Here is a 3,658-nt window from a genome sequence, read left to right as displayed (position 1 = left end):
GGTCTGCCGCCCACGCCTATCGCCATGCCGGGCAAGGCCTCCATCGAAGCTGCACTCAACCCCAAATCGACCGATTATCTCTACTTTGTCGCCAAGGGGGGCGGTGCCCACTATTTCTCCAAGACCCTCGATGAACACAATCGGGCGGTTCGTGAATACATATTGAAGAAACCCTAATGTCTAAATTTATTGTGATCGAAGGATTGGAAGGGGCAGGGAAGAGCTCGGCCGTGCGTTATGTGACCGACTATCTGCAGCGGCACGGCATCAACCGGATCGAGTGCACCCGCGAGCCGGGTGGTACGCCACTGGCCGAGCGGATGCGGGCCATCGTCAAAGAGGTGCACGACGAGCGCCTCACCATCGAGGCGGAATTGCTGCTGATGTATGCCTCCCGGGTACAACTGGTGGAGACCCGCATCAAACCCGCACTGGCCGACGGTATCTGGGTGGTGGGGGATCGCCACGATCTCTCCTCCCAGGCCTATCAGGGTGGCGGCCGTGGTATCGATGCCCAGCTCATCGGTGCCATCAAACAGGCGGTGCTCGGCAACTTCACGCCGGATCTCACCCTCTATCTCGATATCGATCCTGCCCTTGGCTTGCAGCGCGCCCGCCATCGCGGCGAGCTGGATCGTATCGAACTGGAGCAACTGAGCTTCTTCGAGCGTACTCGAACTCGTTATCTCGAACTGGCCGCCAAGGATGACTCAATTGTGGTGATCGATGCGGCGCAAACGCCGGAACAGGTCAAAACGTCCATTGAGCGCGCATTGGATCACTATCTGTCGAACGAGCCGCTATGTATCCCTGGTTGATCCCCGACTGGCATGCACTGAGCCAGACTGCCCAGTCCGGTCGTCTCGGCCACGCCTGGTTGCTGCTCGGCGATCCCGGTCTTGGCAAGGAGCAGCTGGCCGAGCGGTTGGCGCGTTTGCACCTTTGTCAGCAGCCTGATTGCGGAGAACCGTGCGGTCAGTGCCATTCCTGCCAGCTGTTTGACAAGGGTAACCACCCTGATCTCGGTACCATAACACGCGACAGCAAGACCATCGGGGTCGAGGCCATTCGCGAGATCTGCACCCGGCTGCAGGGCTCTGCCCAGCTCGGCCGTGGCAAGGTGGTGATCATTCCTGATGCGGAGCGGATGACCGAATCGGCGGCAAATGCCCTGCTGAAAACCCTGGAAGAGCCGGCCGGCGACAGCTTGCTGTTGCTGATCGCCTCCCAGGTTTCCCGGTTGCTTCCCACCATTCTCAGTCGCTGTCACAAACATGTCTGTCAGTTGCCTGCGGAAGGGGAAACAGTACGCTGGTTGGCCGAGCAGGATCATCAGGCCACCCTGGCTCAGGTGCGGATCTGTCAGGGGGCCCCGCTGCGGGTACTCGACTATATCGAGCAGCAACAGGACGGTACTCGCCGCGAACTGCTGGAACAGTTTGTCGCTCTGAGTCAAAGCCCAGTCAAGGCGACGGCATTGTGCAGCCAGCTTGGTCAGGAGACGCAGGTCAGGTTGCACTGGTTGCAGCTCTTCTTGTGCGATGCCCTGAAAACCCAGGCCGGATGTGGTCACCATCAGCTGGCAATGCCTGATCTGGCCATCTTGAGTCAACGGTTGGCAGAGCAGCACTCCAGCGAAAAACTGCTGGAGGCAGAACAAGATCTGGTTGCCCTGAAAGCGGCATGCCAGCCGGGTCAGCTCTCTAATCCCACCATCCATCTGATGAACTGGTTCAGTCGCTGGTTATAAGTACCGACAAGCAGAAAGGTTTTATATGTTACTCGTTGATTCCCACTGTCATCTCGATCGCCTCAGCTATGGCAGCAAGCAGACCAGCATGGCTGATGTACTGGCAAAGGCCGCGAAACTGGACGTGGGATACTTTCTCTGTGTCAGTGTGACTCAGGCACAGTTCCCGACCATGCTCGAGGCGATCGCGCCCTATCCCCAGGTGTTTGCCTCTTGCGGGGTACACCCGCTCAATCAGGAACCCGGTGTCGATGCCGAGTTGCTGCTCAAGCAAGCTGCCGATCCACGTGTGGTGGCCATCGGTGAGACCGGTCTCGATTACTTTTACTCGCCGGAGAACAAGGAAGTTCAGCAAGCCACTTTCCGCGAACATATCCGGGTTGCCCGCGCACTGAACAAGCCGCTGATCATCCACACTCGCGATGCCCAGCAAGATACCTTGCAAATCATGCGTGAAGAGGGAGCTGATCAGGTTGGCGGTGTGCTGCACTGTTTCACCGAGTCTCTCGAGATGGCGCAAGCCGCGATGGCGATGGGGTTCTATATCTCCATCTCCGGGATCGCCACCTTCAAAAATGCATCTGCCTTGCAAGCCGTGGTCAAGGCACTGCCCCTCGACCGATTGCTGGTCGAGACCGACTCGCCCTATCTTGCTCCCGTTCCGCATCGGGGGAGGGAGAACGAACCAGCCTTTGTGCGAGACGTTGCCCAGTTTATTGCTGACCTGCGTCAAATGCCGCTGGCTGAATTGGCAGATGCGACCAGCCGGAATTTCTTTGAACTGTTCAAACTGGCGAAAAAATAACACTGAAGCCCCGTTGCTCGGGGCTTTTTATATTTCAAATACCAAGCTAGATTACCCACCTGAATATCAACCTCACTCAACGTTATCTCTCACTCGCCCAGTCAATTCAACTCGTTCATCCATACCAAACTGGAGTTGAATGATATTCCTATGTTTCGTTTTTTCACCGTGATCAAAGGGTATTAAAATAAGATGCTTTAAGTATCGATAATATTCATTATCGATACTTGATGTGTGTGGAGGATCCTGTAAGATCCTATCAAACTTCATATGAATCATAGTGTTCCGTGGCATATCCAACCTTGTCCAACCCGGCTCATCAGTCACTGCAGACCGTTTTTGATGCACAGCTAAATAGTCGGGCACGCCGCTTTTTACGCAGTGCAAAAGCGGATTCCACCCTCAATGCCTATCAAGCGGATACCCGTATTTTTGTCTTCTGGTGCCAATTGCACGGGCTGGATCCGCTGCAAACGACCCATCATGACATCATGAACTTTCTGGCAGATCAGGCTGACGGCGTATTGGCCGACTGGGTATGGCTGGATAAAGAGGAGGGGAAGGGAGAGCTGCGTAACGGTGAACCTCGAAAACCGGCAACCCTGGTGAGACGGCTAGCCGGGATCCGTTATGCCTTCAAGCAGAAAGGCATTCATCCCATGCCCACCGAGCATCCTGAAATCAAGGAGATGATGCGTGGTATTGTCAGGTTGGGGGATAACCGCAAACGAAAAACCGGGGCCCTGACGCTGAAACCATTGACCCAGGTGCTGGATGGCATCGACACCCATGATCTGGCGGGCTTGCGTGATCACACCCTGCTGCTCTTGATGTTCAGTGGCGCCTTGCGCCGCTCGGAAGCAGCCCGAATTGAGGTGAGCGATCTCGATTTTGTGGGGCAGGGGCTCCGCCTTCGTCTCAAACCTAGTAAGCATCAGTTGCATGAAACCGAGATAGCCCTGATCCCGGGCAAGCACTATTGTCCCGTGTCGGCACTGCAAAAATGGCTACACAAAAGCCGGATCAGCGAGGGGCCGCTATTTCGGCGCATGAACCGCTGGGGCCAATTGATGGCCGAACCACTCGGCCCCCAGGGCATCAAT

Annotated in this window: 5 protein-coding genes; all 5 read left to right on the top strand. The window is 56.0% G+C overall.

The window, feature by feature from the left end:
- A partial coding sequence (locus ACRAUW_RS17405; protein WP_431363278.1) for an endolytic transglycosylase MltG occupies window positions 1-177 on the top strand: 177 nt, incomplete at its 5' end.
- Window positions 177-818, top strand: a complete 642-nt coding sequence (gene tmk, locus ACRAUW_RS17400) for a dTMP kinase (protein WP_431363277.1) — start codon at window positions 177-179, stop codon at window positions 816-818. The genes ACRAUW_RS17405 and tmk, both read left to right, overlap by 1 nt.
- Complete coding sequence (gene holB / locus ACRAUW_RS17395; RefSeq protein WP_431363276.1) at window positions 803-1,750, top strand: DNA polymerase III subunit delta'; 948 nt, start codon at window positions 803-805, stop codon at window positions 1,748-1,750. The genes tmk and holB overlap by 16 nt, the downstream gene beginning before the upstream one ends.
- Window positions 1,751-1,775: 25 nt before the next feature.
- On the top strand, window positions 1,776-2,555 hold the full coding sequence (locus ACRAUW_RS17390; protein ID WP_431363275.1) for a TatD family hydrolase: 780 nt from the start codon (window positions 1,776-1,778) through the stop codon (window positions 2,553-2,555).
- 287 nt (window positions 2,556-2,842) lie between these two features.
- The coding region (locus ACRAUW_RS17385; protein ID WP_431363274.1) for a recombinase at window positions 2,843-3,658 on the top strand (816 nt) is incomplete at its 3' end.

The sequence above is a fragment of the Aeromonas sp. genome, assembly GCF_050633025.1.
GTDB lineage: Bacteria > Pseudomonadota > Gammaproteobacteria > Enterobacterales > Aeromonadaceae > Aeromonas.
Note: the sequence above shows the minus strand (reverse complement) of the source record. Positions and strands in the feature narration are given on the sequence as shown.